We start from the raw sequence: 23,360 nt of genomic DNA, 5'->3' as shown, positions 1-23,360 counted from the left end.
GCTGGTCGCGGCCGGACTGCCGTTGCTCACCGCCCTGTTCGGGGTCGGCCTGGCCATCCTCTCCATCACCCTCGCCAGCTCCGTCATCGACCTCAGCTCCAACACGAGCACGCTGGCACTGATGCTGGGCCTGGCGGTCGCCATCGACTACGCCCTGTTCATCGTCTCCCGCTACCTCGGCGAGCTCAGGGCCGGCCACACGCCCGAGGAGGCCGCCGGGCGGGCGCTCGGTACGGCCGGTTCGGCGGTGGTGTTCGCCGGGCTCACCGTCGTCATCGCCCTCACCCTGCTGCCCGCGATGCTCGGCTTCGCCGGAAACCGGATCACGACCGGGAAGCTCAAGTCGCGCCGGATGCGGGCCGTCGAGCGGGCGGAGCGCGAGCCCATGGGCGTGCGCTGGTCGACGTTCGTCCTGCGCAACCCGGTCAAGGTCCTCGTCACCTCGGTCGCCGGTCTGCTGCTGCTCGCCACGCCGGCCCTCTCCCTCGAACTGGGCATGCCCAGCGACGAGTCGGCCACCCCCGGCAGCTCCCAGCGCATCGCCTACGACACCATCACCGACGGTTTCGGCCCCGGCTACAACGGCCCCCTGTCGATCGTGGTCGACGCCCGCGACAGCGCCGACCCCAAAGCCGCGGCCGACCAGGCGGTCGCCCTGCTCGACGGCTTTCCCGACGTCGCCTCGGTGAGCCCCGCCGCCTTCAACGAGAGCGGCGACGTGGCGCTGATCCGCGCCGTCCCGGGCTCCGGGCCCAGCAGCGAGCAGACGATCGACCTCGTCTCCGACATCCGCGACCGGGGCGCGGCGCTGCGGGACGACACCGGCGCCGAGCTGATGGTCACCGGCACCACCGCACTCAACATCGACATCTCCGGCAAGCTGAGCGACGCCATGATCCCCTACCTGTGCGTGGTCGTCGGCCTGGCGCTGGTCCTGCTGATGCTGGTGTTCCGCTCGATCCTGGTCCCCCTCAAGGCGGCGGCCGGCTTCCTGCTCAGCATCCTCGCGACCCTCGGTGTCGTCGTCGCGGTCTTCCAGAAGGGCTGGTTCGCGGATGTCTTCGGCGTCGACCAGACCGGCCCGATCGTGAGCATCCTGCCCATCTTCATGATCGGTGTGGTGTTCGGCCTCGCCATGGACTACCAGGTCTTCCTGGTGACCCGGATGCGGGAGGAATACGTCCACGGCGCCGAGCCGAAGGAGGCCGTCGTCGCCGGGTTCCGGCACGGAGCCCGGGTGGTCACCGCAGCCGCGGCCATCATGATCGCGGTGTTCTCCGGGTTCATCTTCAGCGACACCGCGATCATCAAGTCCATGGGCCTGGGCCTGGCCGCCGCCGTCCTCCTCGACGCCTTCGTGGTGCGGATGACCATCGTTCCCGCCGTCATGGCGCTGCTCGGCCACCGTGCCTGGTCGCTGCCCGGCCGGCTGGACCGGCTGCTGCCCGACGTTGACGTGGAGGGCGAGAAGCTGCGCCACCTGCTGGACAAGTCACCGCGGAGCGCCACGGGGCCCGAGCGCGTGCCCGTCGGGAAGGGCTGAGCCTCCGGCCGTACGATCCGAGGCAGGGCGTACGGCCCGAGACCGCCCGCTCGCGGCCCGCGTCGCCGCCGTTAACACCCGCCCCGCCCGCCGGTCCCACTCCCCCCGGGACGGGCGGGCGGTTCCCGTACCGAGAGGGCGTACGACGTGACGACACCGACCACGGCCGAACCGTCGGGCTCCCTGTTCGAGCCCGAGGCGTTGCTCGGCGGGGCCGAGCGGCGCTCGGACGTCCTGGTCATGCGCATGCTCAGGCGGATCATGCAGACGGACCGGAACCTGCCCTGGGTCAGACGCTGGAGCGTCCCGCTGCTCTGCCTGCTGATCGGCATCCCGGCCCTGGAGAACACGGACGAAGGACGGGGGCCCGGCGTGCCGCTGCTGCTCGTCCTGATGGCCGCCTTCTGCGTCCCGCTGCTGTGGCGCCGGCAGCGCCCCATCCTCGTCTTCGGCCTGACCTCGGCCGTCTCCGCGGTGGCCCTCGCGCTGGACGCCAACACCGGGTCCGAGGCCGCGCGAGTGGTGGCGCTGCTCAACGTGGGCCGCTCCGGGCGGCCCGTCCAGCTCGCGGTCTGTCTGGCGATCGCCGTCGCACAGACGACCCTGGCCACCGTCGTACGCGGCGACGGACAGGACATCGGCCTGCAGAGCTGGGTGATCGCGCTCATCCAGGCGGCCCTCGTGGCGGCCGTCGCCGCGGCCGGCCTGGTGGCCCGGGTGCTGAACGCGTACGTCAAGGCGCTGCACGAACGCGCCGTACGCCTGGAGGTGGAGCGCGACCAGCGGGCCAGGCTCGCCGTCGCCGCCGAACGGGCCCGGGTCGCCCGCGAGATGCACGACATCCTCGGCCACACCCTCGCCGTCATCGTCGGTCTCGCGAGCGGCGCCGCCGGGCTGACCGAGGCGAAACCGCGGCGGGGCGCCGAGACGCTGCGCATCATCGCCGACAGCGGCCGGGGCGCCCTGGCCGAACTGCGCCGGCTGCTCGCCGTCATCGGCGACGACGAGCGGATCGCCGCCGAGGGCACCCCGCTCGCCCCGCAGCCGGGTTTCAGCGATCTGGGTCCGCTGCTGGAGCGGGTGCGCGCGGCGGGCCCCGCCGTCACCCTGCACACCGAAGGCGACCGGACGGACCTGCCGCCCGGCCTCCAACTCGCCGTGTACCGCGTCGTACAGGAAGCCCTGACGAACACGCTCAAGCACGCGGCTCCCGACACGGCGGTCCAGGTGACGATCACCGCCGACGACACCGCCGTACACCTCACGGTCGAGGACACCGGACCGGCGCTCACCCCACGGGCCAACGACGACGGGCGCGGCCTGGTCGGCATGCGCGAGCGGGCCGCGCTCTACGGCGGGAGCGTGAGCGCGGGGCCCAACGACCGCGGCGGCTGGACCGTCCGGGCCCGCTTTGTGATCGCGACCAACTCGGCACCCACGGAGAAGAGTTCCGCATGACCACCGTCCTCATCGTCGACGACCAGGCCCTGCAACGGCTCGGGTTCAGCATGCTCATGGAGCAGCACTCCGATCTGACCGTGGTGGGCGAGGCCACGCACGGCGCCGAAGCGGTGCGCAAGACCGCCGAACTCCGCCCCGATGTCGTACTGATGGACGTCCGCATGCCCGGCATGGACGGCATCGAGGCCACCCGGCGCATCGTGCAGTCCGGCGGGCGCTCAAGAGTCCTCGTGCTGACGACGTTCGACCTGGACGAGTACGCGTACGCGGCGCTGCGCGCCGGAGCGAGCGGCTTCCTTCTGAAGGACGCGCTGCCCGACGAGTTCATCTACGGCGTACGGGCGGTGGCCGCCGGGGACGCCGTCATCGCACCCGGGCTCACCCGTAAGCTCCTCGACGCCTTCGCCGACCGGATGCCCGGCCGGACCCCCGAACAGGAGCGCCGGCTGGCCGCGTTGACGGAACGGGAACGCGAGGTACTCACCGCTATGGCCACCGGCTTGAGCAACACGGAGATCGCGGCGCGGTTCTCGCTGGCCGAGTCGACGGTCAAGTCGCATGTGAGCCGGGTGCTGGCGAAGATCGGGGCGCGGGACCGGGTGCAGGCGGTGATCTTCGCCTTTGACGCGGGGCTGGTGAGTCCCGCCTGACCCGCACGGCGGAGCGGCCCCGTCACCGTGCGTGGTACGCGGGCTTTCGTTCAGGGTGCGGGTGACGGGCCCTCGGTGAACGCGTCGCCGGCCATGCCCGCCGTCAGGGTGCTGCCGTCCGCCGGGTCGATGAGGAGGAAGGAGCCGGTGCGGCGGAAGCGCGCGTAGGGGTCGATGGCCAGGGGTTCGGCGGTACGGATGACGACGCGGCCGATGTCGTTGGCGACGAGGCGGCCGGGGCTGGGGTGTTGGGAGAGGTCGTCGAGGGTGAGCCGGGAGGGGATCTGCCGGACGACCGCCTTGACGGTGCGGGTGGTGTGTTTGAGCAGCACCCGTTGTCCCTCCGTCAGTGGGGTGTCGTGGAGATGGCAGACGGTGGCGTGCAGATCCTGGCCCGTGCTCGGCCCGGTGTCCTGGGGGACGATGAGGTCACCGCGCGAGATGTCGAGGTCGTCGCGGAGCCGTAGCGTCACCGACTGCGGAGCCCAGGCCGTGTCGGCCGGTACGCCCAGCGCGTCGATGGCCTCGATGGCGGTGGTGTGCCCGGAGGGCAGGACGGTGACGGGCTGGCCGACGCGCAGGACGCCGGAGGCGAGTTGGCCCGCGTAGCCCCGGTAGTCGGGCAGTTCGGGGAGCTGGGGCCGGATGACGTACTGGACGGGGAAACGGGCCACCTCCTCGGCCGGGTCATGGGTGACCGGCACCGTCTCCAGGTGCTCCAGCACCGTCGGTCCGGCGTACCAGCCCATGGTCGCCGACGGTTCGACCACGTTGTCCCCGGTGAGCGCGGAGATCGGGATCGCGGTGACCTCGGGGACGCCGAGCGAGGCGGCGTACGCGGTGAACTCCTCGGCGATGGCGGCGAACACGGGCTCCGCGTACGCCACGAGGTCCATCTTGTTGACGGCGAGGACGACGTGGGGGACCCGTAGGAGGGCGGCGATGGCGGCGTGGCGGCGGGTCTGTTCGACCACGCCGTTGCGGGCGTCGACCAGGATCACCGTCAGCTCGGCGGTGGACGCGCCGGTGGCCATGTTGCGGGTGTACTGGACGTGGCCGGGGGTGTCCGCCAGGACGAAGCGGCGGCGCGGGGTGGCGAAGTAGCGGTAGGCGACATCGATGGTGATGCCCTGTTCGCGTTCGGCGCGCAGTCCGTCGGTGAGGAGGGCGAGGTCGGGGGCGCTCTGGCCGCGGTCGCGGGAGGCGTGCTCGACGGCCTCCAACTGGTCGGCCAGGACGGACTTCGAGTCGTGGAGAAGGCGCCCGACGAGGGTGGATTTCCCGTCGTCGACGCTTCCGGCGGTGGCGAGACGCAGCAGGGAGGCGGCGGACGAGGCTTCGTCGGTGGCCGTTTCGGCGGCGGCCGTGTCCGTGGCCGGTGTCGTCGTGTCGGTGGCGGATCGCGTCATCAGAAGTATCCCTCGCGCTTGCGGTCTTCCATGGCCGTGTCGGAGAGCCTGTCGTCGGCCCGCGTCGCGCCGCGTTCCGTCAGCCGGGACGCCGAGATCTCCGCGATCACCTTCTCCGTGGTGTCCGCCGCCGACTCCACGGCCCCGGTGCAGGACATGTCGCCCACGGTGCGGTAGCGGACCTGACGGATCTCGGTGTGTTCCCCCTCCTTCGGCCCTCCCCACCCGCCCGGCGCCAGCCACATGCCGTCGCGTGCGAACACCTCGCGCCGGTGGGCGTAGTAGACGCTGGGCAGGGCGATCTCCTCGCGGGCGATGTACTGCCACACGTCGAGTTCCGTCCAGTTGGACAGGGGGAAGACGCGGACGTGTTCGCCCGGCGCGTGCCGGCCGTTGTACAGCTGCCACAGCTCGGGGCGCTGGCGGCGCGGGTCCCAGCCGCCGAACTCGTCACGCAGGGAGAACACCCGCTCCTTCGCGCGGGCCTTCTCCTCGTCGCGCCTGCCGCCCCCGAAGACGGCGTCGAAGCGGTTCGTCTCGATGGCGCGCAGCAGGGGCACGGTCTGGAGCGGGTTGCGGGTGCCGTCGCTGCGGTCGCGCAGTTCGCCGCTGTCGATGAACTCCTGGACGGAGGCGACGTGCAGCCGCAGACCGTGCTCGGCCACGGCCTTGTCGCGGTAGTCGATGACCTCGGGGAAGTTGTGGCCCGTGTCCACGTGCAGCAGGGCGACCGGCAGCGGCGCGGGGGCGAACGCCTTGAGTGCCAGGTGCAGCATGACGATGGAGTCCTTGCCGCCCGAGAACAGCAGCACCGGCCGCTCGAACTCCCCGGCCACCTCCCGGAAGATGTGCACGGACTCCGACTCCAGCACATCCAGATGACTCAGCGGAAAGCCGCCGCCCCGCAACAGCGTCTGAGAATCCGACCTGTCGGATCGTAGCACCAGACCTCCTCAAGATCCCCTGGACCAGGCGCACTTGTGCCGTTGGGTGATTCTCAAGGCCGTCGGGTCGTACGGCGGTAGTCAGGGATCCTCCTGGGTCCTGCCGGAGGACGTACCGCAGTACGGTGACAGCCCAGTCAGGCGACAGGAGTGTCATGGCGAAATCCCAGGGCAGCGTCCCCGAACCGGGCGCGGGCAAGGAGTGGACCGACAGTCTGTCCAGGGGACGGGTGCCTGGGCCGAGACTCGACCAGCAAAGGGTCGTGGACGGCCGGGGGCCCAGTACCCGCAGTGTGCACGCGGGGACGTACGAGGACCCGGGCACCGGCGCCGTGGGCACACCGGTCTTCCAGACCACGACCTTCAAGTTCACCGACGACACGTACGACGCGTTCGACCAGGGGCACATCAGGGACGTCCCCATCTACGGACGGTACGGCAGCCCCAACCAGTGGACGGTGCAGGAGAAGATCGCCTCCCTGGAGAACACCGAGAGCGCCCTGGTCTTCTCCTCGGGGATGGCCGCCATCACCACGACGCTGCTCGCGCTCACCAACCACGGCGGCCACATCGTGAGCAGCCGTGACGTGTACGGCGGCACGTTCAACCTGCTCCGTGAAGACATGCACCAGCTGGGCCGTACGGTCACCTTCACCGACCCGACGGACATCGACGCCGTCCGGGCGGCGGTGCGCGACGAGACGCAGGTCCTCTACTTCGAGTCGCTCACCAACCCGCTCCTCAAGGCGGTCCCGCTCGTGGAGTTGGGGAAGCTCGCCCGGGAGCGCCATCTGCTGCTGGTGATCGACAACACCTTCCTCACGCCCATCCATCTGCGACCGCTGGAGCACGGCGCGCACCTGGTGATCCACAGCGCCACCAAGTACCTGAACGGGCACAGCGACGTGACGGCCGGCGCGGTCGCGGGATCGCGCAAGTACGTCGACCGGATCTGGTCGCAGATGCTGAAGTTCGGCGGCTCGCTGGACGCCGGGATGTGCTTCCTGCTGGAGCGCGGGCTCAAGACGCTGGCGCTGCGGATGGGGCAGCATCACGTGAACGCGACCGCGGTCGCCGCGTTGCTCGACGGGCATCCCGCCGTGCACCGGGTCCACCACCCGTCCCGTCCGGACTATCCCTGGACCTGGCTCCACGAGGTGTGCCCCGACGGCTGGGGAGGCATGGTCAGTTTCGAGCTGAAGGGCGGCGACGAGACGGCGTTCAAGCTGCTGGACCGGCTGCGCCTGCCCGTGGTGGCGACCAGTCTCGGTGGCGTCGAGTCGCTGGTCAGTCTGCCGTTCAACACCTCGCACAGCTTCCTGACCGCGAGTCAGCGCGCGGAGGTCGGCATCGCGCCCGGTCTGGTGCGCTTCTCGGCCGGGATCGAGGACACCGAGGACCTCGTCGAGGACCTCGAACAGGCCCTCGAGGGTCTGTGAGCCGGGGACGCGGGACAGGGAGAGGGAGAACATGCGCAACGGTCTGAACATCACCGGCGTCTCGGAGAGCGTGCACGAGTACCGGGACAACCCGGAGGAGGCCGTCTCCGACTTCCGGGTCGTCACACCGCTCCCCGCGCCGGGGGAGGACGTCGCGGTCAGCCGTACCCTCGCCCTCCGGGACGGCACCTACCGGATCGCCCGCGACTTCACCCTGCGGCACCGGCTCACCCTGGACGGCGGGTCCGGCGCCCCGACCCCCGCCGAGTCGATGCTCGCCGCCGTCGCGGCGTGCGTGCTCACCACCAAGATCAACGGTTTCACCTCGCGGGGCGTGAGCCTGAACTCCCTGCGTACCACCGCGCGCGCCCGGCTGCCGCTCGGCGTGGACGGCGCACCGGCGGCCGGCGCGGTGCTCGACGCTCTGAGCTGGAGCACGGACATCGACTGCGACGCGCCCACCGCCACACTGCGTTCGATCAACGAGCTGGTGGGAGCCTTCAGCCCCAACCACCAGTCCGCACTGGACTCCTCACCGGTGGAGGTCACGGTCACCGTGCACGGCCCCGGGGGGAGCGAGGTGTTCCCGGTGGAGTGGGCGCCCGCGTCCCCGGCGGAGACGGACGGCAGTACGGTGGCGGCCGAGGCCGATGTCGTGTGGGAGGACGGTTCGGAGTCGGCGTACACCACCAGCCTCACCGCCGACGGCGAGACCCGGACGACGGATCCGCTCGTGGTCGACCAGGCCAAACAGATGCTCGGCATCGACAAGGGCCCCAACTCCCAGGAGATTCTGCTCGCGGCCCTCACCGCCGAGGTGGCCGGGCTGCTGCGACGGGATCCGGCGCTGATACCCGTCACGGGCGCCAGGCTCTACGGCTCGGGCCGGCTCGACACCCGGGGCATGCTCAACGTGGTCAGGGAGGTCCCCAGCCGCTTCCACGACCTGCGGCTCGATCTCGCGGTGGACGGCGATCCGGCGCACGGCGGCCCGTTGGCGGCGGCGCTCGGCGCGGCCATGTCGCGAGCCGTGCTGCCCGCCACCTTGCTGGCCCGGCTCACGGTGGCCGTCGAGATGACGCGGGACGGCCGTCAGGAGGTGAGCGGCCTGACGACGCTGGCGCAGACGGAGGCCGTACGCGACGAGGTGACGCGGCGTCAACTGGCCGCTCAGCACGGCTGAGATGGGGAGATCCGAGGGGCGCGAACCCTCCGCGCGGAGGTCGTTACGCAACCTTGACTTTGATCTTCGTGCAAATTACGGTCATGTGAAACGCGGGGGCGGGGGAGAATCCTTATCAGGCGATCCAATCTGACCCGTTGGGTTGCCTTCGGCATCTGCCGACGCCCACGGTGTTCGCCCGTCCCGTGTTGTTCGACCGGCCTTTGATTGGCTTTTGACGGTCGTGTGCGCGACCGCAGAACGGGGGAGATCATGGCAGAGAGCTCTGACGAGATCACGTATGTCGCCGTAGTCAACGACGAGGAGCAGTACTCGATCTGGGCCCGTGGCAGGGACCTGCCCGCCGGTTGGCGGGAGGCCGGATTCTCCGGCCCGAAGCAGGACTGTCTGGCCCACATCGAGCGGGTGTGGACGGATATGCGCCCCCTGAGTCTCCGTCGTGCCATGGAGCGATAGAGGGCGTCCGCCCATCTGAAACGTGATCTGCCCGGCCCGCTTCGGCATGGCCGGGGAACGGGGGTAGTACTTTGTCCGGCATCGCCATGCCCAATGTGCTGGTGGGGCGGCAGCGTGAGGTGAGCCTCCTTATGGAGGCCGCCCGGAAAACGGCCGACCGGCCCGTAATGGTCAAGATCTCCGGTGAATCCGGAATCGGCAAAACAAGAATCCTGTCGGAATTCCTTGCGATCGCCGCAGAGAATCCCGAGCTGAAGCTCCTGGAATGTACGGCGGCCGACGACCGGCACAGTACATTCCGTCCCCTTTCCACCCTGCCGGGGCTGGACGACCCACGCCCCCGGGAGAACCCACTCGCCGACCTGCCGGAGCTGGCGGGCCCCGGCAGAGCCGTCCTCGTCATCGACGACCTGCACCAGGCGTCGCACGCCCTCAACCTGGCCATCGAGAAGCTCATCTGGAACCCGCCGCAGCTCGACCTGCTGGTGGTCCTGGCCTACCGGCCGCACGGGGTCGCCAACCGCCTCCTCGCCGCGCTCGGCGGAGCCCAGCCGCAGTGGGACATCGTCGACCTGCCGCTCGGGCCGCTCAGCGCGGAGGCGGCCGAGGGATTCCCGCTGGACCACCTGTGCGGACAGCACCACATGACCCTGCATCAGGAGAGCGGCGGCAACCCGCGCCATCTGAAGCTGCTCGCCGCGCTGTGCCAGGGGGCCGAGTGCCGGGGCGAGCCGCTGCTGCGCGGCGGCACCGAACTGCCCGGCGAGGCCACGGCGCCCATCCTCGCCGACCTCGACACCCTCTCCGGCACGGCACGGACCGTCGGGTCCGCCGCGGCCGTGATCGGTGACGCGTTCGACCTGGAACTGACCGCGGCCGTCGCCGAACTGGACCGTACGACCGTCCTGGTGGCCGTCGACGAACTCCTCGCCCTCGACCTGGTCCAGGCGGACACGGTGCCCGGCAGCTTCCGCTTCCGCCACCGCGTCCTGCGCGGCGTGGTGTACCGCTCGGCGCCCGAAGGCTGGCGCCTGGGGGCGCACGCGCGGGCAGTCGAGGCACTCAGCGGGCTCAACCAGCCCACCGTACGTATCGCGGAACACGTCGAGCGGGCCGGTGTGGGCGGGCCGAAGGCAGCCGCGCTGCTGACCTCCGCCGGCAAGGTCATCGAGCCGCAGGACCCCGAGACCGCCGCCGTCTGGTACACCGCCGCCCTGCGGATGCTCGGGGACGGCCCGGACAGCCGCGAACAGCGGGCGGAGTTGCTGACCGCCATCGCCCACGGGGCGCTCATGGCCGGACGGCTGGAGGAGAGCGGGGCCGCGCTGGACCGCCGTGACGCGCTCCTCGCGGGCAGCGTCGCCCGGCCGGACAGGGAGGCCCTCACCGTCGAATGCCGGGCCAGACTTGCCCTGTTCGCCGGCCGGTACACCGAGGCCCGGACCCTGCTGCGCCAGGCCATCACCTCCCTCGACCCGGCAGCCGCCTCGCGCCGGCTGCGGCTCGTACTCGCCGCCACCACCGTGCTCGACACCGGCTGGGAGTGGTCGGAGGACGCGCTCCTCAGCGCCGTCGGCAGCGAAGACCTCATGCTCCAGGCACTCGCGCTCGGCGTGCACTCGGTCGCCGCGCTGACAGAGGGACGCCGGGCCGTAGCCGAGCGCAGCGCGAGCGAGGCCGCGCAGCTGATCGACCGGCAGAGCGACGAGCAACTGGCCTGCCACATCGAGGCCGTCTGCCATGTCGCCTGGGCCGAGTTGCGCCTGGGGCACCACGCCGAGGCGGCCCGGCACTTCGCCCGCGGACAAGGGGTGTGCCGACGGCGCGGACAGTGGCTGGCCATGATCCCGCTGCTGACCGGACTCGGCACCGTCGAGCTGCGCCGGGGCCGGCTGGCGCGCGCCAGGGACCAGGCCAACCAGGCGATGAAGCTGGCGCTGGGTCCCGGCCGGGAGGACCTGCTCAGCATGGTGCTCGCCCTGCGGGCGGAGATCGCGCTGGCCGACGGGGCGACGCTGCACAGCCTGGCCGACAGCCGCGCCGCGGCCGAGGTCATCACCCCGGACACCCCGACGTGGCGTCAGGTACGGCTGGCGCAGGCCGCGGCCCTGCTCGCGCACGGCGACCCCGCCGCGTGCACGGCCGCCGTCCTCGACGCGGGCGGCGGGTCCGCCCTGCTCGACCTGCCGATGTGGGACCACCCCAGGGCCTTCGACCTGCTCAGCCGGGCCGCGCTGGCCGACGGCCGCCGGCCCGAGGCCGAGGAGGCGGCCGAACAGGCGTGGCGGGCGGCGCAGGTGCTGCGGCTGCCCTCGGCGCTGGGCCTGGCCTCGATGGCGCGCGCCCGGGTGGCGGAGAAGCCCGCCGAGGCACTCGACCACGCGCTGCGGGCGGCGGAGATCGAGGACCACCCCCTGCTGGAGGTGCCGGGCCGGCTGCTCGCCGCCAACGCGCTGTGGGCCGTCGGAGACGTCGCCGGCACCATCCGGCAGCTGGACGCCGTTGAGTCGACGGCCGACCGGTGCGGACTGGGTGAGGCACTGGCGGCGGCTCGTGAGCTGCGGGAAGTGGTCGAGGCCCGCGCAGCGTCCCTGCGTCCGCCGACCGAACAGCACATGCTCAGCCAGCGGGAGTTCGAGATCGCGGACCTGGTCAGCCAGGGCCGCACCAACCGGCAGATCGCCCGCCAGCTGGAGGTCAGCCACAAGACGGTGGAGACACATCTGGGGCGTATCTTCACCAAACTGAAGGTGTCCTCAAGGGCGGAGATCGCCAGCATGATCGGACGCTCCTCGGTCGTCGCCCGGCCCCGTCGTACGGCCGCCGCGCGCTGACAGCGACGGCAAGCTTCCCCGTACGGGAAACCACACCCGTACGGGAGAGGTCTCCCGTACGGCGACCTCTCCCGTACGGGCGCGGCCCCCGCGCCTGAGAGGCTCCACGACAGCGCCCGCGTACCGGTGGCCAACGGCCCATCGGTACGCGGGCGCTGTCGTCGTACGCCCGTCGCCGACCACCAAAGGCACACACCCCAGTCGTAGTCAGGGCAATGACCGACAGGTCTCGCGGAGGCCGGGCTGTCAAGGTGGTCGAGAGTCTGAACACCCTTCTTGACTCTGGCAACGGGCCTGATGTCAATCACAGTCAACACCTTCAGCGGAGGGGCGTATGGGGACCTTCGGTCTGGCCGCGAGCGGCTTTACGGAGCACGCACTGGAGCAGGTCGCCGAGGACGTCGTCCGAAGCGGCTACACGGTGCTGGACGGAGGTCGGCTACGCACCCTGCTGCCCGAGGACGAGCTCGACACCTTCGGCCAGTTCTGGAACGACCTGCCCCCCGACGAGGCGCTGACCGACGGCGGGGCGTACCGCTACCGCCGCTACGGGCGCCTGCGGGTGACGGTCGGTGAGGGCGGGCCGGCGTTCGAGGCGCTGCCGCACACCACCTTCCGGCAGGACGGCATTCCGCTGTGGCGCGGCGCCGACCGGCAGTTCGCGCCGATCGAGGAGAAGGCGCTGCTGCACCCGGGCATGCTCGCGCTGGCGAGCTTCGACACGGCGCTCGCCGCCGCGATCAGCGGCCGGCGCGACTGGGAGCTGGGGATCCATCAGATCCGCATGGTCGCCAGTCAGGACGAGGACGGCCTGCCCACTCCCGAGGGCCGTCACCGCGACGGCCACTGCTACATAGGGATGCACCTGCTGCGCCGCGAGGACTGCCAGGGCGGCGAGTCGACCATCTACCCCGAGGGCGGCGAGCCCGCCAAGCTCACCCTGCGTACCCCGCTCGACTCGGTCTTCGTCGACGACAGACAGGTCACGCACGAGGTGTCGGCCACCCGGCCCATCCGGCGCACGGGCATCCGCGACATGCTGCTGGTCGACCTCAACCCCGTGGAAGAGGCCCAGTGAAGTGGCCGGGCCCCGGCCACGAGACCGAACTCCTGCGCTCCATGGTCGAGATCCCCTCCCCCTCCGGCCGGGAGGGCGAGCTGGCCCTCATGCTGGTGGAGCGGATGGCCGCCGCCGGTTTCGACAGCCACATCGACGCGGTCGGCAATGTGCACGGAGCCGTCGGTGACCCGGAGGGCCCCGAGATCCGGATGCTCGGGCACATCGACACGGTCCCCGGCGACCTGCCGGTGAAGCTGGAGGGCGACATCCTCCACGGCCGCGGCACCGTCGACGCCAAGGGGCCGCTGGCCACCATGATCTGCGCCGCCGCCCGGCTCGCCGACCGTGTCCCGGCCCGGCTGACGGTGATCGGGGCGGTCGGGGAGGAGGCCAACTCGTTCGGGGCCCGGCATCTGCTCCATCTCCCGCCGCCCGACGCGCTGCTCATCGGCGAACCGAGCGGGGTGCACGCCGTCGGTATCGGCTACAAGGGCGTCTTCCGGTTCCGTACGGAATTCACCCAGCCGCCCGCCCACACCAGCTCCAGCCAGGCGACCGCCGCCGAGGTCGCGGTCGCGTTCTGGCAGGAGCTGACGGCCGCGCTCGCCGAGGGGCACACCGAGGACACCCCGCTGTTCCAGCGGCCGTTGCCCACCCTCGTCGGCATGGCCGGCGACCTCGAACACGCCACGCTCGACGTCTCCTGCCGGCTGCCCATCGGCTTCGACACGAAGGCGCTGACCGACCGGCTCTCCGCCGTCGGCCGTGTCACCGTGGTCGAGGACGTGCCGGCCGTCCGGTCCCGGCGTACGGATCCGGCGGTGGCCGCGCTGAACGGGGCCATCGCCTCGCGCGGGATCCGGCCCGTGCCCAAGCTGAAGCTCGGCACCTCCGACTGGAACGTGGTCGCCCGTGACTGGCCCGTCCCCACGGCCGCCTACGGCCCGGGGGACTCCCGGGTCTGCCACCAGGCCGACGAACGCATCGACCTCACCGAGTACCTGGCGGCCATCGACGTACTGACCGATGCCCTGCCCCGGCTCGCCCACGCATTGCGCCGCACCCGGTCCACGGACGGCGCCGAGCAACTCTCAGGGAGTGTCCCGCAGTGACCGCAAGGCGACAGACACTGGCCGTGCTCGCCTCCAGGACCCGGCTGGAGGAGAAACTCCTCCTGGCCGAACTCCGCAGGCGGGACATCGACTTCGAGCACGTCGACCCGCGCCGCCTGGCCGTGCGCCTGAACACCTCCGAGCGCCTGTCCCTCCCCTACGGGGGAGCGCTCAGCCGGGAGATATCGCACACCCGCAATCTGTACGCCAGCCGACTGCTGGAGCACGCCGGAGTGCCGGTGGTCAACAGCTCCGAGGTTATCTCGCTGTGCGGCGACAAGCTGCTGACCACCCTCGCCCTGCGCGACGGCGGCCTGCCCACCATCCGGGCCCTGGTCACCCTCACCCCCGAGGCGGCGCTCGACGAGCTGGACGACTTCGGCTACCCGGCGGTCGTCAAGCCCCTCACCGGCTCCTGGGGGCGGCTCGCCGCCCGTATGCACGATCACGAGCAGGCGGAGGCACTGCTCGAACACCGTGCCGCGCTGAGCGGACCGCAGCACCAGATCAGCTTCGTGCAGGAGTACGTGGACAAGCCGGACCGCGACATCAAGGCGTACGTCTTCGGCGGTGAGGTGATCGGCGCGATCTACAAGGTGCGCGAGGACCACTGGCGTACCAACACCGCGCGCGGCGGCCGGGCGGAGAAGTGCCCGCTCACTGACGAGCTGGTCAAGCTGCTCCAGGCCACCTCCGACGCCATCGGCCCCGGAGTGCTCGGCATCGACGTCATCGAGCACCGGGACGGACGGATGTTCGTCAACGAGGTCAACCACACACCGGAGTTCCACGGTGCGGTGGAAGTGCTCGGCACCGATCTGGTGGGCGCCTATGTCGACTACGTGCTCGGCAGGCTCGACCTGGGAGGCGACCGATGAACGCAGCGCAACCGGTGGCCGAGGCCACGGGCCACGGCGGGCTCACCGAGCTGACGCCCGGCCGCTACGACTGGCTGCGCGTCGAACTGCGCCGCCCGGCCGACGAGGAGACGTCCGGCGTCGCGTGGCTGTACTTCTCCGACGCGGTCGACCCGGAACCGCTGGTCGCCACCCCCGGATCGGCCGTCGCCTGGCTGCCCGTGCCACGCCGCGACGTCCTGCACGGCGTACGGCTGCCCGAGCGGCCGGAGCTGGCGGCGGCCACCCTGACACCGGTGCCGGCCCACCCCGCCACCCACACCCACCGGCCTGACGGAGCCGACAGCGCCGAGGGGGCGGACACCCATGGCTGACCCGGGGAAACTCGCCATGCTCGGCGGCGCCCGCGCCGTCGCCCGGCAGGACGTGACGAAGGAACTGACCGGCTGGCCGGTCGTGACCGAGCGGGAGCACGCCGCGCTGCGCGGTGTGCTGGACGGTGGCCTGTTCACCTCCAACGACGCCGGGCGCGGCGAGGTCAGCAAGCTCCAGACGGAATGGGCCCGTTACGTGGGCACGCGGCACTGCGCCGCCGTCTCCAACGGCACCGCCGCCCTGGAACTGGCCCTCGCCGCCCTGGACCTGGAGCCCGGCTCCGAGGTGCTGGTCCCGGCCCTCACCTTCGTCGGCAGCGCCGTACCCGTCCTCCAGCGCGGGCTCAAGCCCGTCTTCGTGGACATCGACCCGCGGACCTACACACTCGACCCGGTGGCCGCCGAGAAGGCCGTCACCGACCGCACCCGCGCCGTGATCGCCGTCCATCTGCACGGACTGCCCTGCGACATGACTGCCATCGCGGCGCTCGCCGAGGCCCACGGCCTGTACGTCATCGAGGACGCCGCGCAGGCCCAGGGCGCCACGTACCAGGGCCGCAGGACGGCCTCGCTCGGGCACATCAACGCCGTCAGCCTCAACGTGGTGAAGAATCTCCCCACCTGCGGCGAGGGCGGCCTGGTCACCACCGACGACGAGGCCCTGTACGAACGCGTGGTGCTGCACCGCCAGTTCGGCGAGGACCTGACGCCGGGCCGGGACCGCGACTATCTGTCCCGGGTGCTGGCGGGCAACGAGAAACTCAGCGCCGTACAGGCCGCGTTCACCCGCTGTCAGCTGGAGCGGCTGGACGCGGACAGCGCCGCCCGCGACCGGGTGGTACGCGGCTTCCTCGGCCGGCTCGACGCCCTGCCCGGCGTCGTCGTGCCCGTCTGCCCCGAGGACCGCACCCACGCGTGGCACATCCTGCGCCTGCGGTTCGACCCGGCCGCCGCGGGACACCCCGAGCTGTCGGCCGGAGCGTTCCGGGCCGTGGTCCAGCGGGCGCTTCGCGCCGAGGGCGTGCCCGTCCAGCCGTACCAGGTGGTGCCGCTCCCCGGGCAGCAGGCGTTGCGCGACGTCGGCGCGGACATCGAGGACTTCCCGGTGAGCCTGGCCGTGATCGACGAGTCGGTCACCCTCCAGCGCTGGCACCTCAACCCGGCCTGCGGGCCCGTACTCGACCGGTGTGCCACCGCCTTCGAGAAGGTGTGGGACCAACTGGACACGCTGGCCCCCGTGATCGCATCGGCCCGGCACCGCCCGCCGTGGCAGGCCGCCATGAACGCAGGAGCAGCGCGATGACCGCACCCACCGAGACAGTGTCGCCGCCCTTCGCCGAACTGCCCTTCCGCGAACAGGCGTTCCGGATCCGCGAGCACATCCTGAAGATGGCCACCGCGCCGCAGGGCGCGCACGTGGGCGGCAGCCTCTCCTGCGCCGATGTGCTGCTGCATCTGTACACCAGGGTGCTCGACATAGATCCCCAGGAACCCGACCGGCCGGACCGGGACCGCTTCGTGCTCAGCAAGGGCCACGCCGCGCCGGCGCTGTACGCGGTGCTGGCCGAGACCGGTCACCTGCCGGTGGAGGAACTGGCGACGTACACCCAGCCCGGCAGCCGGCTGGCAGGGCATCCGCTGCGCAGGGTGCCCGGGGTGGAGTTCCCGACCGGCTCGCTCGGCCATGGGCTCTCCCTCGGCACCGGCGTCGCCCTGGCCATGCGCCGACAGGGCCGCCCCGCACGGGCGTTCGTGCTGCTCGGGGACGGCGAACTCCAGGAGGGCTCGGTCTGGGAGGCGGCGATGTCGGCGGCCCAGTACGGGCTGGACAACCTGGTGGCCGTCGTCGACCGCAACGGCCTGCAGATCACCGGTGGTACGGAGGAGTGCGTGGCCCTCGAACCTCTGGCGGAGCGGTGGCGCAGCTTCGGCTGGGCCGCCGTCGAGATCGACGGGCACGACGAGGCGGCCCTGGAGGAGACGTTCGCCGCGCTGCCCGCGCGGACCGGGAAGCCCACGGTGGTCATCGCCCGGACGGTGAAGGGCCGGGGCGTCGCGCTGTTCGAGGGCAAGAAGAAGAGCCACTCCGTCCAGCTGAACCCGAGGCTTTACCAGCGGGCGAAGAAGGACCTGAGGTCAGGCAGGACGGCATGAGCGAAGTGATCACCGAAACAACGGCAGGGACAACGGCGGGGGCGTCGGCGGGGACACCAGCACGGGTACCGGCGCCGGGCGCGGCCACGGCCGAACAGAGCTGGGCCGAGCGGTACGCCGTACCGGCGCGCGACGCCTACCGGCGTACCCTGCTGGACCTCGCCCGGGTCGACCCACGGATCTTCTGCGTCGACTCGGACATGGGCGGGCTGGAGACCCTCTTCGGCGACGCGCTGCCCGAGCAGTACGTCAACGTGGGTATCGCGGAGGCGAATCTGCTGGGCGTCTCGGCCGGACTCGCCCACTCCGGGCTGCTGCCCTACGCCAACACCATCGCCAGCTTCGCGGCGGCCCGCGCCTGCGAGCAGTTGAAGGTCGATGTCGCGGGCAACAACCTGCCCGTGCGGGTCGTCGTCACGCACGCCGGGGTCTCCGCCGGGCACTACGGCCCCACCCACCACGCGGTGGAGGACATCGCCATCGTCCGGACGCTGCCGCATCTGACGGTCGTCGTGCCGTGCGACGCGGCGGAGGCGGAGGCCGCCGTACGGGCCACCGTCGATCTGCCAGGACCCCTCTACGTACGACTGGGGCGCGCCGCGACGCCGTTGGTGAACGACGCCCCGTACGACTTCCGCCTCGGGGAGGCCCGGCTGCTGCGCGAGGGCGAGGACGTCACGCTGGTGGCAACCGGCCCCTATCCGGTGGTCATGGCCCTGGAGGCGGCCGAACTCCTCGCCCGGCAGGGGCACTCGGCGCGCGTGCTGAATATGCACACCATCAAGCCGCTCGACACCGCGGCGCTCGGCCGCGCCGCCCGGGAGACCGGCGGCATCGTCACGGTCGAGGACCACGTAAGGGTCGGCGGACTCGGCGCGGCGGTCTGCGAGGCGGTCGCGGAGGACCACCACTGTCCCGTGCGCCGGATCGGGGTGCCCGACGGCTATCTGGACCATGTGGCGGGCGAACGCGAACTGCTGGAGTACGCGGGAGTGCACCCGGAGGCCATCGCGGCGGCGGCCCTCGGCCTCGCCCGGGGGCGGTAGTGACCCGCCCGGACCCGCGTCGGCGCCCCGACGCGGGTATGCCCAGCCCCGATCCGCGTCGGCGCCCCGGTGCGGGCGTGCCCCGCTCACACCCGCATCGGCGCCCGCACCAGCGGGCTGCGCCACCAGGCCAGCAACTGGGGATGCCGCTCCCGGGGCCGGCAGAAGGCGTCCACGGCGAGGGCGGGCCGAGCGAAGAACACCTCGCCGTCGGCTCCGGCCGCCAACGTACCGCTCACCAGCGCGAGTTCGGCGGCCCTCGCCCCCGGCCAGAAGTCCACCCCGACCGTCTCCGGGCCCGCGGGGACCCGCTCCCCGGCCGCGAGCAACCGCAGTCGGCACGAGGTGCCTTCGGCCACCGCCCGCCAGTGCAGCAGCAGCCCCGGCCCGACCGGGAAGGCCTCGTGCGGCACGGGCACGGGAGGCGTGTCCGGAACGCGGCGCATATGGACCTCGGAGAGCGGCTTGTCGGAGGCGCCGAAGTGCCGCACCGTGCGGTAGCCCAGCCGCGCGTAGAACGCCGGGTTGCCCCGCTCCACCACCGCGTCCAGTGCCACCTCACGGACGCCGGCCGCCGTCGCGGCTGCTTCGAGCCGGCCCAGCAACGCCCGTGCCGCACCGGTGCGACGGCTCGTGGGATCGACCGCCAGCCGTCGTACCTCCCACAGCTCCGGCGTCACCCGCACCGCCCGCACCGTGCCCACCGGGCGTCCGGCGTCCCACGCCACCCACAGCAACTGTCCTGCCGCCAGGTCCCGGTGGACCTCGGCCGCGTCGGCCAGCGCACCGTCCGCGACCGGCAGTCCGGGCAGGAGATCGCCCGTCGCATAAGCAGCCCGCACGAGTTCGGATATTCGCTCGGCGAGTTCCCCGGAAAGGGTAGTAATGAGGTTCACGTGCATGCACGCATGATAAGCACGGTCGTCGACATATCAGAAGTCTGCGACAATCGCGGAATTACCAAGTCCGGTGCCGAAGAATCCGACGGATTCAATATCTGGCGCAACACCTTTCCCGCCGAGGACCTGCCGGCTCCCGGCTCGTCGGTGGAAGTGACAGGAGTGGCGTTCGAGTTCCCGGCCAGGGCGACCGGCCGCGGCGACAACATCCGGTGCCGGGGCCAGCTTCTGCCGCTGCCCGGTGTCCGCGCCGACTGGCTCTACCTCCTCGGCGCCGCCGAGCGGCGCACCGAGGACGAGGTCGAACTCCACTACGCGGACGGCGCGGTGCGCACCGCCTGGCTGCGCATGTCCGACTTCTGGCCCGAGACCGCGGCATGGTTCGGTGAACCCGAGGCGTTCCGCGGCTCGGGGCTGCGCTACCCGCGCCACACCCAGGACGGTCACCGCCCCGCGATCTGGCAGCAGCGCGTCCCGGTCACGGTGCCGGGCGAACTGACCGCGCTGCGGCTGCCGGAGAACCCGGCGATGCACGTCTTCGCGCTCACCGCCGTCCTGGAACCGGGGGTGCGCGATGCGAGTTGAGCTGACCCCCGTGACCCCCTGGCGCCACGAACTGGGCCACTGCCTGCACACCACGGCCGGCGTCCTGCTGGCCCACCGCGGGCTCGACCCGGGGATCGTCCTCGGCGCCGCCTGGGGCTTCCACTACCCCGGTGACCTGCGGCGGGAGGAGTACTACCTGCCCGGCCACGCCGACGACCTGTTCGCCGGGCTCGCCCCGTACCACGGACTCCACTCGCGCTGGCACACCCCGGCCGGACCCGACGAGGGCTGGCAGGAGGTGCGGGCCGAACTGTGCGCGGGGCGGCCCGTGGCGGTGGCCGCCGACAACTTCCATCTGCCCTTCCGGCCCGCCCACCGGGACGTGCACACCAACCATCTGATGGTGGTCCACGGCTTCGACGACGAGGCCGGCGAGGTCTATGTCACCGACCCCGTACCGCCCGCCCACCAGGGGCCGTTGTCGCTGGCGGCCCTGACGGCGGCCCGGGACTCGGGCAATCCCGTCCGGCACGACCGGGACATGTTCTTCACCGCCAACCCGATCGGCAACCGCTGGCTGAGCTGGGAGGCGAGGGGCCCGCAGCCGCCGTTCACCCCGGAGTTCGTCGCCGAGGCTATGGCGCGCAACGTCCGGGACCTGACCGATCCGGCCGACCCGCGCACCTCGGGGCTGCCCGGACTCCGGGCCTTCCTCGACGGCGCCTGGGAGCGGCTGGATTCGGCACCCGAGGTGGTGGACGAGGTCTTCATCGTGGCCGGTCCCGTGCTGGCCACGACCGGACTGCACGGTGACTTCCTGGACCGCGCGGGCCGGGAGTCCGGCGACGCGCGGCTGCGTGAACTGGCCCGGCAGGTCGCCGGCGTCGCCCACCACTGGGCGGCTCTGCGGATCGCCGTGGCGACCGCGCGCGCGGACCGGGCGGCGGCCCTGCCCGCCCTGCGGCGCCGCTCGGGGCGCCTCGTCGAGTCGTACGAGCAGGTGCTGGCGGCACTGGGGAGACACCTGTCGGGGGTTTCCCCTACTGCCCACGTGTCCGGGCTTCCGCGAATCTCAAGACGTCAGACCGATGACCTTCCGGCGGAGGTGACGCAGTGAACGTGGCCTGTCCCGAATGCGTGGCGGACGTGAAAGTCGCGCAGCAGCCAGAGCTCAATGAAATTCTTGAATGCGGTGAATGTGCCGGTGAACTGGAAGTGATTTCACTGGACCCGTTGATGGTCGCGGTGGCGCCGGAGGCCGAGGAGGACTGGGGCGAGTGATCCGGGTCGGGATCGTAGGCGGAGCCGGTTATATCGGAGGGGAATTGCTGCGTCTCCTTTCCGGACATACGGAAGTGGAGATAGCGGCTGTCACCTCGTCCCGGCTCGCAGGCCGGCGAGTCGACGGCGGCCACCCCAATCTGCGGGGCAGGACCGACCTCGCCTACGTCTCACCCGAGGATCTCCCCGAGTGCGACGTCCTGTTCTTCACCGGCTCGACCGTGGCCGACCGGGAAGGACGGGCCGCGCTGACGGCCCGGGGCAAGATCGTCTACGACCTCAGCCCCGACCTGCGGCTCGCCGACCCCGCCGTCTACCGGCGGCACTACGGCGAGCACCCGGCGCCCGATCTGCTCGGCACCGCCGTCGTCGGGCTGCCGGAGCTGTACCGTACGCGGCTGCGTACGGCGGACCTGGTGAGTGTGCCCGGCTGCATGGCCACGGCGTCGATCCTGGCGCTGCGCCCATTGAGCGAGGCGGGCCTCCTGGAGCCGGCCGTCACGGTCGACGGCCGGGTCGGCTCCAGCGGATCGGGCGCGTCGGCGGGGGAGATGAACCTGCACGCCGAACGCAGCGGTGTGCTGCGGGTGTTCGCACCGCTGAACCACCGGCACCAGGCGGAGATCGCGCAGGCCACCGGCCTCGACGTGATGATGACCGCCACCGGTGTGGACGCCGTGCGCGGGGTGCAGGTGCTGTGCCACGCCACGCTGAGCGAGGACGCCACCGAGCAGGACCTGCGGCGCCTCTACCGCGCGGCGTACCAGGCGGAGCCGCATGTGCGCGTCATCGCGCAGAAGCGGGGCAACTACCGGCTGCCCGAGCCGAAGATCCTGCTCGGCTCCAACTACTGCGACGTCGGCTTCGCGATCGACCCGGGGAGTCGCAGGGTGCTGCTGTGCGGAGCCCTCGACAACCTCGTCAAGGGAGGCGCGGGCAATGCCGTCCAGTGCCTCAACATCCGGATGGGCCTCGACGAGTCGCTCGGGCTCGACTTCCCCGGCCTGCACCCGATCTGAGCCTCTGGGGGAGCACCGTGAGTGACGAGATCACCGTGGTCAAGTGCGGCGGCGGGCTCTCCGCGCACCGCGAGACCATCTGCCAGGACCTGGCGGCAGTGGCGGCCGGGGGTCCTGTGGTCCTCGTGCACGGCGGGGCCGCCCAACTCGACGAGTTGGCCGCGCAGTTGGGCGTGCCGCAGCGCCGACTGCGTACGCCAGGCGGCTCGTCCAGCCGCTACACCGACCCCGCCACCCTGGACGTCCTGCTGATGACCATGGCCGGACGGGTCAAACCCGCGCTGGTCGCCTCGCTCAGCCGGCACGGCGCCCGGCCCATGGGTCTCACCGGCATGGACGCGGGGCTCGTCACCGCCCGCCGCGCCGGCGCCCACAAGGCGGTGGTCGACGGCCGTACACGCATGATCAGGGACGACCACAGCGGCCGGATCCACGCCGTCGATCCGGCCCCGCTGCACCTCCTGCTCGACGCGGGACTGCTCCCCGTGCTCTCCCCTCCCGCCCTCGGTACGGAGGGGGAGCCCGTCAACGTGGACGCGGACCGGATAGCGGCGGCGGTGGCCGGTGTGCTGGCCGAGCGGCGGCCCGTCCGGCTCGTCCTGCTGACCTCCGCGCCCGGCGTGCTGCGGGACCCCGAGGACCCCGGCTCCCTCCTGCCCCGGCTCACCGTCTCGGCGGGCTCCCTCGGGGAGGCCGACGCGCGCGGCGGGATGACGGCGAAGCTCCAGGCCGCCAGAGCCGCCCTGGACAGCGGTGTGAGCCAGGTGGTCGTCGCCGACGGGCGCATCACGCACCCGGTGCGCGAAGCGCTGGCCGGAGCCGGTACGCGGATCGAGAAAGCCGCACCATTCGAGAGCGGGAACGTCTGATGCCGGAATCGTCACACGCGAAAAGCCTGGCCGAGACCAGGAAGAGCCTCCTGGCCCTGCGGGCGCGGCAGCGCGCCGGGGTGCGCGGCACGGGCGAGCGGGTCGTCCCCGTCGCCCGCGACCGGGAGCTGCCGCTCTCCGCGACCCAGCAACGCCTCTGGTTCCTCGACCGGTTGACGCCGGGCGCCGCCGTCTACAACGCCCCGATCGTGCTGACGCTGCGC

The 23,360-nt window shown here is 71.8% G+C and carries 23 protein-coding genes; 20 read left to right on the top strand and 3 right to left on the bottom strand.

What is annotated here, in order from left to right:
* The 3 genes from BHU15_RS00310 to BHU15_RS00300 form a co-directional block, all read left to right on the top strand.
* Positions 1–1,543: MMPL family transporter (locus tag BHU15_RS00310; RefSeq protein WP_069625282.1), on the top strand; the 1,543-nt coding region annotated here is incomplete at its 5' end.
* 147 nt (positions 1,544–1,690) lie between these two features.
* Positions 1,691–3,001, top strand: a complete 1,311-nt coding sequence (locus tag BHU15_RS00305; protein ID WP_069625281.1) for a sensor histidine kinase — start codon at positions 1,691–1,693, stop codon at positions 2,999–3,001.
* Complete coding sequence (locus tag BHU15_RS00300; RefSeq protein ID WP_069625280.1) at positions 2,998–3,654, top strand: response regulator; 657 nt, start codon at positions 2,998–3,000, stop codon at positions 3,652–3,654. The genes BHU15_RS00305 and BHU15_RS00300 overlap by 4 nt, the downstream gene beginning before the upstream one ends.
* Positions 3,655–3,704: 50 nt before the next feature.
* Here BHU15_RS00300 and BHU15_RS00295 read toward each other — a convergent pair whose 3' ends face one another.
* On the bottom strand, positions 3,705–5,063 hold the full coding sequence (locus BHU15_RS00295; RefSeq protein ID WP_079127771.1) for a sulfate adenylyltransferase subunit 1: 1,359 nt from the start codon (positions 5,061–5,063) through the stop codon (positions 3,705–3,707).
* Positions 5,063–6,007, bottom strand: coding sequence for a sulfate adenylyltransferase subunit CysD (gene cysD / locus BHU15_RS00290; RefSeq protein WP_069625279.1), 945 nt, complete (start codon positions 6,005–6,007; stop codon positions 5,063–5,065). Before cysD ends, BHU15_RS00295 begins: the two co-directional genes overlap by 1 nt.
* 155 nt (positions 6,008–6,162) lie before the next feature.
* Here cysD and BHU15_RS00285 point away from each other — a divergent pair, with 155 nt between their 5' ends.
* From BHU15_RS00285 to BHU15_RS00235, 11 genes are all read left to right on the top strand, one after another.
* Entirely contained in the window at positions 6,163–7,446 is a 1,284-nt protein-coding gene (locus tag BHU15_RS00285; protein ID WP_069625278.1) for a trans-sulfuration enzyme family protein, read from the top strand.
* Positions 7,447–7,477: 31 nt separating this feature from the next.
* Entirely contained in the window at positions 7,478–8,629 is a 1,152-nt protein-coding gene (locus tag BHU15_RS00280; protein ID WP_069625277.1) for an OsmC family protein, read from the top strand.
* A gap of 252 nt (positions 8,630–8,881) precedes the next feature.
* The gene (locus BHU15_RS00275) at positions 8,882–9,085 is read left to right on the top strand and encodes an MbtH family protein (protein ID WP_031229743.1); all 204 of its coding nucleotides are present in this window, start codon (positions 8,882–8,884) and stop codon (positions 9,083–9,085) included.
* Between the two features lie 86 nt (positions 9,086–9,171).
* Positions 9,172–11,919, top strand: a complete 2,748-nt coding sequence (locus BHU15_RS00270; RefSeq protein ID WP_135066500.1) for a helix-turn-helix transcriptional regulator — start codon at positions 9,172–9,174, stop codon at positions 11,917–11,919.
* Between the two features lie 334 nt (positions 11,920–12,253).
* Positions 12,254–12,997 (top strand): 2OG-Fe dioxygenase family protein, encoded by a 744-nt coding sequence (locus BHU15_RS00265; RefSeq protein ID WP_069625275.1) that lies wholly within the window; start codon positions 12,254–12,256, stop codon positions 12,995–12,997.
* A complete protein-coding gene (locus BHU15_RS00260; RefSeq protein WP_079127770.1) occupies positions 12,994–14,091 on the top strand; it encodes a M20/M25/M40 family metallo-hydrolase in 1,098 nt (365 codons plus the stop codon). The genes BHU15_RS00265 and BHU15_RS00260 overlap by 4 nt, the downstream gene beginning before the upstream one ends.
* On the top strand, positions 14,088–14,969 hold the full coding sequence (gene lysX / locus BHU15_RS00255; protein WP_218023917.1) for a lysine biosynthesis protein LysX: 882 nt from the start codon (positions 14,088–14,090) through the stop codon (positions 14,967–14,969). Before BHU15_RS00260 ends, lysX begins: the two co-directional genes overlap by 4 nt.
* Positions 14,966–15,322, top strand: coding sequence for a hypothetical protein (locus tag BHU15_RS00250; protein ID WP_141726735.1), 357 nt, complete (start codon positions 14,966–14,968; stop codon positions 15,320–15,322). Before lysX ends, BHU15_RS00250 begins: the two co-directional genes overlap by 4 nt.
* Entirely contained in the window at positions 15,315–16,625 is a 1,311-nt protein-coding gene (locus BHU15_RS00245) for a DegT/DnrJ/EryC1/StrS family aminotransferase (RefSeq protein WP_069625273.1), read from the top strand. Before BHU15_RS00250 ends, BHU15_RS00245 begins: the two co-directional genes overlap by 8 nt.
* Entirely contained in the window at positions 16,622–17,476 is an 855-nt protein-coding gene (locus tag BHU15_RS00240) for a transketolase (protein ID WP_079127769.1), read from the top strand. Before BHU15_RS00245 ends, BHU15_RS00240 begins: the two co-directional genes overlap by 4 nt.
* The gene (locus BHU15_RS00235) at positions 17,473–18,522 is read left to right on the top strand and encodes a transketolase family protein (RefSeq protein ID WP_079127768.1); all 1,050 of its coding nucleotides are present in this window, start codon (positions 17,473–17,475) and stop codon (positions 18,520–18,522) included. The genes BHU15_RS00240 and BHU15_RS00235 overlap by 4 nt, the downstream gene beginning before the upstream one ends.
* An 86-nt stretch (positions 18,523–18,608) precedes the next feature.
* On the opposite strand, the gene BHU15_RS39000 is transcribed toward BHU15_RS00235, so the two are convergent.
* Entirely contained in the window at positions 18,609–19,424 is an 816-nt protein-coding gene (locus tag BHU15_RS39000; RefSeq protein WP_107422731.1) for a GNAT family N-acetyltransferase, read from the bottom strand.
* Between BHU15_RS39000 and BHU15_RS00225 the strand changes: the two genes are divergently transcribed.
* The 6 genes from BHU15_RS00225 to BHU15_RS00200 all read left to right on the top strand — a co-directional run.
* Positions 19,419–20,006 (top strand): beta-sandwich domain-containing protein, encoded by a 588-nt coding sequence (locus BHU15_RS00225; protein ID WP_255292982.1) that lies wholly within the window; start codon positions 19,419–19,421, stop codon positions 20,004–20,006. The two genes, BHU15_RS39000 and BHU15_RS00225, sit on opposite strands and share 6 nt — an antisense overlap.
* The gene (locus BHU15_RS00220) at positions 19,996–21,084 is read left to right on the top strand and encodes a BtrH N-terminal domain-containing protein (RefSeq protein WP_079127767.1); all 1,089 of its coding nucleotides are present in this window, start codon (positions 19,996–19,998) and stop codon (positions 21,082–21,084) included. The genes BHU15_RS00225 and BHU15_RS00220 overlap by 11 nt, the downstream gene beginning before the upstream one ends.
* On the top strand, positions 21,081–21,248 hold the full coding sequence (gene lysW, locus BHU15_RS00215) for a lysine biosynthesis protein LysW (protein WP_069621941.1): 168 nt from the start codon (positions 21,081–21,083) through the stop codon (positions 21,246–21,248). Before BHU15_RS00220 ends, lysW begins: the two co-directional genes overlap by 4 nt.
* On the top strand, positions 21,245–22,267 hold the full coding sequence (argC, locus tag BHU15_RS00210; RefSeq protein ID WP_069625269.1) for an N-acetyl-gamma-glutamyl-phosphate reductase: 1,023 nt from the start codon (positions 21,245–21,247) through the stop codon (positions 22,265–22,267). The genes lysW and argC overlap by 4 nt, the downstream gene beginning before the upstream one ends.
* Before the next feature lie 17 nt (positions 22,268–22,284).
* Positions 22,285–23,136 carry a [LysW]-aminoadipate kinase gene (locus BHU15_RS00205; RefSeq protein ID WP_255292981.1) on the top strand — a complete coding sequence of 284 codons (852 nt, stop codon included), beginning with the start codon at positions 22,285–22,287 and terminating at the stop codon, positions 23,134–23,136.
* Positions 23,136–23,360 (top strand): hypothetical protein (locus BHU15_RS00200; protein ID WP_141726734.1); only part of this gene is annotated, 225 nt, incomplete at its 3' end. The genes BHU15_RS00205 and BHU15_RS00200, both read left to right, overlap by 1 nt.

The organism is Streptomyces niveus, assembly GCF_001723055.1.
In the GTDB taxonomy this organism is placed as follows: Bacteria; Actinomycetota; Actinomycetes; order Streptomycetales; family Streptomycetaceae; genus Streptomyces; species Streptomyces niveus.
This window is presented reverse-complemented; position numbering and strand designations above follow the sequence as displayed.